The sequence below is a fragment of the Micromonospora acroterricola genome (assembly GCF_003172955.1).
In the GTDB taxonomy this organism is placed as follows: domain Bacteria; phylum Actinomycetota; class Actinomycetes; order Mycobacteriales; family Micromonosporaceae; genus Micromonospora; species Micromonospora acroterricola.
Genome location: NZ_QGKR01000032.1, coordinates 1 through 2,908 on the forward strand (window position 1 = coordinate 1; position 2,908 = coordinate 2,908).

The window sequence follows — 2,908 nt, forward strand, 5'->3', positions numbered from 1 at the left end:
CCCGGATGCCGGCAGGCCGGCGACGGCGCGCGCGGCGACCAGCCAGCGGCCAACCGCTCGACCGACGTCGGCGTGCCCGGTGGGCCGCCCGGTTCAGCCGGCGAGCAGGTTGGCGTGCCCGGGTGGGCCGCCGGGCTCAGCCGGCGAGCAGGTCGGCGTGCGCGGCGCGCAGCCGGGCCAGAGCCGGGTCGCTGCCCGGGACGACCCGGCGGTCCAGCTCGGCCCACACCTCGGCCAGAGCCGCGCGGACGGCGCCCAGCTCGGCGGCGTGCCGCTGGCTGCTGCGCCGGTGCTGCTCGTCGAGGCGACGGGCCCATCCGGCGGTGACGGTCGCGAGCCGGTCGGCGTCGGCGCGCGCCTGTGCGCCACTGCGGGCGGCGGCGGCCGGGACGATCGCGGCGACCGGGCGGTGATCGCCGTCGCGGGTGACGACGGTGACCGCGTCGGTCAGCTCGGCCAGCGCGACGAGCTGGCTGAACCGGGTGCGCGCCTCGCGCAGCGGCACGGAGCGCGGCGGGTCGGGGTGCGGGGTGAGCGCGGGGACGGCCATGGATGCATGGTGCCGCCCGGGTACGACAGAACCCGCGGTCGTCAGTGGACGGTGGGCCGCGGAGCGGCAGCCCACTCGTCGGCAAGCACCGACCAGACCTCGAGGTCGATCCGCCCCTGCGGCCCCGGGTAGACCTGTCGCAGGGTGCCGTCGTGGCGCAGCCCGAGACGGCGGGCGAGGGCGATGCTGCGGGCGTTGTCGGCGTTGGTGCGCCACTCGACCCGTTGGATGCCGCGCTCGCGTAACGCCCAGTCGATGATCCGGCGGACCGCCGGCGCGATCATGCCCCGCCCCTGCGCCGCCGGCTCCAGCCAGCAGCCGACCTCGCAGACTCCCACCGCCGCGTCGAACGACACGAACATGACCCCGCCGACGAGGGTGTCGCGCCACCACAGGCCCCAGATGCCGCCGGCGTCGCGGGCCCAGCGGTCGGCGTACCGCTGGAGCACCGCCCGGGCCGAGGGCAGGTCGGTGGCGACGAAGGACGGCGACACCCAGGGCCGGATGTGCTCCCGGGCCCGGTCCAGGTGGTCGAGGAACTCCTCGGCCCGCCACGGGTCAAGCGGGCGCAGCTCGACCTCGTCGGTCAACGGCAGGGCGAACACCGGGCCTCCACGGGTGCGGTTCCAGGGACGGCAAGCAGACTCGCACAGGGCCGTCGGTCAGGCCGGCAGGTGGGTACGCAACGCGGCGAACTGGGCCACGGTCAGGTAGGAGGGGTTGGCCGCCTGGGGCTGGCGGAACACCTCCAGGGCGGACAGCCGGTCGTCGGCGCGCAGCCGCAGCCGGGGCACCCGGTCCCGCTCGGCGAGGATGGGCAGGTCCAGCGGCACCGACCAGGGTTGCCCCGGTGGTCCCGGCTCGGCCTCCCCGGTGACCAGGCCGACGCCCCACACCCCGTACGGCAGCCGGCCGCGGCTGCCGCTGGCCCAGAAGACCACCGGCTGCCCGGCGCGCATCAACCGGGCCCGGTAGCCGGGGCGTACGCACCAGTTGGTCACCAGTGGCTCCCGGGCGAACCGGGCGGTCAGGTCGACGGCGTCGGCGTTGCCCTTGATCAGCCAGGCGCCCAGGTCGTCGAGGCGCACTCGTGGCTCGCTCATCTGCCCATCCTGCCCGGGCGACCGGCGCTCCAATCAGATGATCATGTGGGTCCAGTAGGTGAGCCAGAGCACGAACAGGGCGCCCTGGACCAGGGCGAGGGCGGCGGTCAGCCACACGTCGACGGTGGCGCGGCGGGCCCAGCGGGCCAGCACCAGGGCGACCGGGAAGGCGGCGAGCAGGTAGCGCAGCAGGCTCTTGTACACGGGCGGGCCCATCGACAGCGGCACCAGCACCATGAGCACGCCGTAGACCAGGTAGGGAACCTCCCGGCGGCGGTACCCGGCGATCAGCACGGCCAGCACGGCGACGGCGAACCAGACCCGGGCGGCGTCCCGTGGTTCGCCGACCAGCCCGCCCAGCAGCACCGGCAGGGGGTTCTGCACCTTGATCCCCCAGCCGGCCTGCTGAGCGTGCTGGTAGGCGAACCAGTCCCCACCCTTCCACCGGCAGAACGCCATGAAGGTGAACCAGCCGGCGGGCAGCAGCACCAACGGCCAACCGATGCGCAGGTAGCCGAGCAGGGCGCGTGGGCCGAGCCGCCAGTCGTGCTGGCGGAGCAGCACCAGGGCCAGTGGCAGCGCGACGACGAAGCCGACCGACCGACTCATCGCCAGGAAGTAGCCGAACACGCCGACCAGCAGCCACTGGCGGCGCTCGGCGTGGTAGAACGCGGCCAGCGCGAGGCAGACGAAGAGCGACTCGGTCAGCGCGGCCTGGAACAGGAACGCGGTGGGCAGCAGCACCAGGTACCGGGTGAACCGGCGGGCGGCGTCCGGCTCGCCGAGCAGCAGTTCGGCCAGGCGGTAGCCGTACCAGAGGGCCAGCAGGAACGCGACGTTGCTGATCAGCAGCAGGGCCAGCGCGTTGTTGCCGCCGAGCAGCGCGCCGACCGGCCGGGCCAGGAACGGGTAGAGCAGGGGAAAACCGAAATCGTGCCAGGGCCCGGTCAGCGGCAGCCGGCTCAGCCGCAGGTAGAGCAGCGCGTCCCAGGCGAACCAGAACGAGATCCAGCGGTGCCCGGAGATCGCCCGCTGCTGCGTCCACATGTCCGCCTCGTCCGGCGGTGGCGCGCCGGAGATGTCGTCCCAGCCGTGCAGGGCCAGCAGCCCGACCAGGGTGAGCAGCAGCTTCGCGCCGAGGAACAGGCCGATCAGGTACGGCCAGGGCGCCGGCACCCGGCGGGCGAGCCGTGCGCCGGTCCGGGTCGCCCCGGCCAGCCGGGCGGTCAGCGCCGATCCCCGGCCGCTCCGCCAC

4 protein-coding genes are annotated in these 2,908 nt (G+C 74.7%); all 4 read right to left on the reverse strand.

What is annotated here, in order from left to right; all coding sequences use genetic code 11:
- Positions 1-136: 136 nt before the first annotated feature.
- The 4 genes from DKT68_RS00310 to DKT68_RS00325 are packed head-to-tail and all read right to left on the reverse strand — an operon-like array spanning position 137 to position 2,883.
- Entirely contained in the window at positions 137-550 is a 414-nt protein-coding gene (locus DKT68_RS00310; protein ID WP_109815445.1) for a hypothetical protein, read from the reverse strand.
- Positions 551-591: 41 nt separating this feature from the next.
- Positions 592-1,155, reverse strand: coding sequence for a GNAT family N-acetyltransferase (locus tag DKT68_RS00315; RefSeq protein WP_109815446.1), 564 nt, complete (start codon positions 1,153-1,155; stop codon positions 592-594).
- Between the two features lie 57 nt (positions 1,156-1,212).
- A complete protein-coding gene (locus DKT68_RS00320; RefSeq protein ID WP_109815447.1) occupies positions 1,213-1,653 on the reverse strand; it encodes an EVE domain-containing protein in 441 nt (146 codons plus the stop codon).
- Between the two features lie 33 nt (positions 1,654-1,686).
- Positions 1,687-2,883 (reverse strand): hypothetical protein, encoded by a 1,197-nt coding sequence (locus DKT68_RS00325; protein WP_330848919.1) that lies wholly within the window; start codon positions 2,881-2,883, stop codon positions 1,687-1,689.
- Positions 2,884-2,908 lie beyond the last annotated feature (25 nt).

Excerpts from the sequence above, each read along its gene's own strand:
- DKT68_RS00320 (WP_109815447.1), bottom strand. The coding sequence starts at position 1,653 with ATGAGCGAGCCACGAGTGCGCCTCGACGACCTGGGCGCCTGGCTGATC.
- DKT68_RS00310 (WP_109815445.1), bottom strand. The coding sequence starts at position 550 with ATGGCCGTCCCCGCGCTCACCCCGCACCCCGACCCGCCGCGCTCCGTG.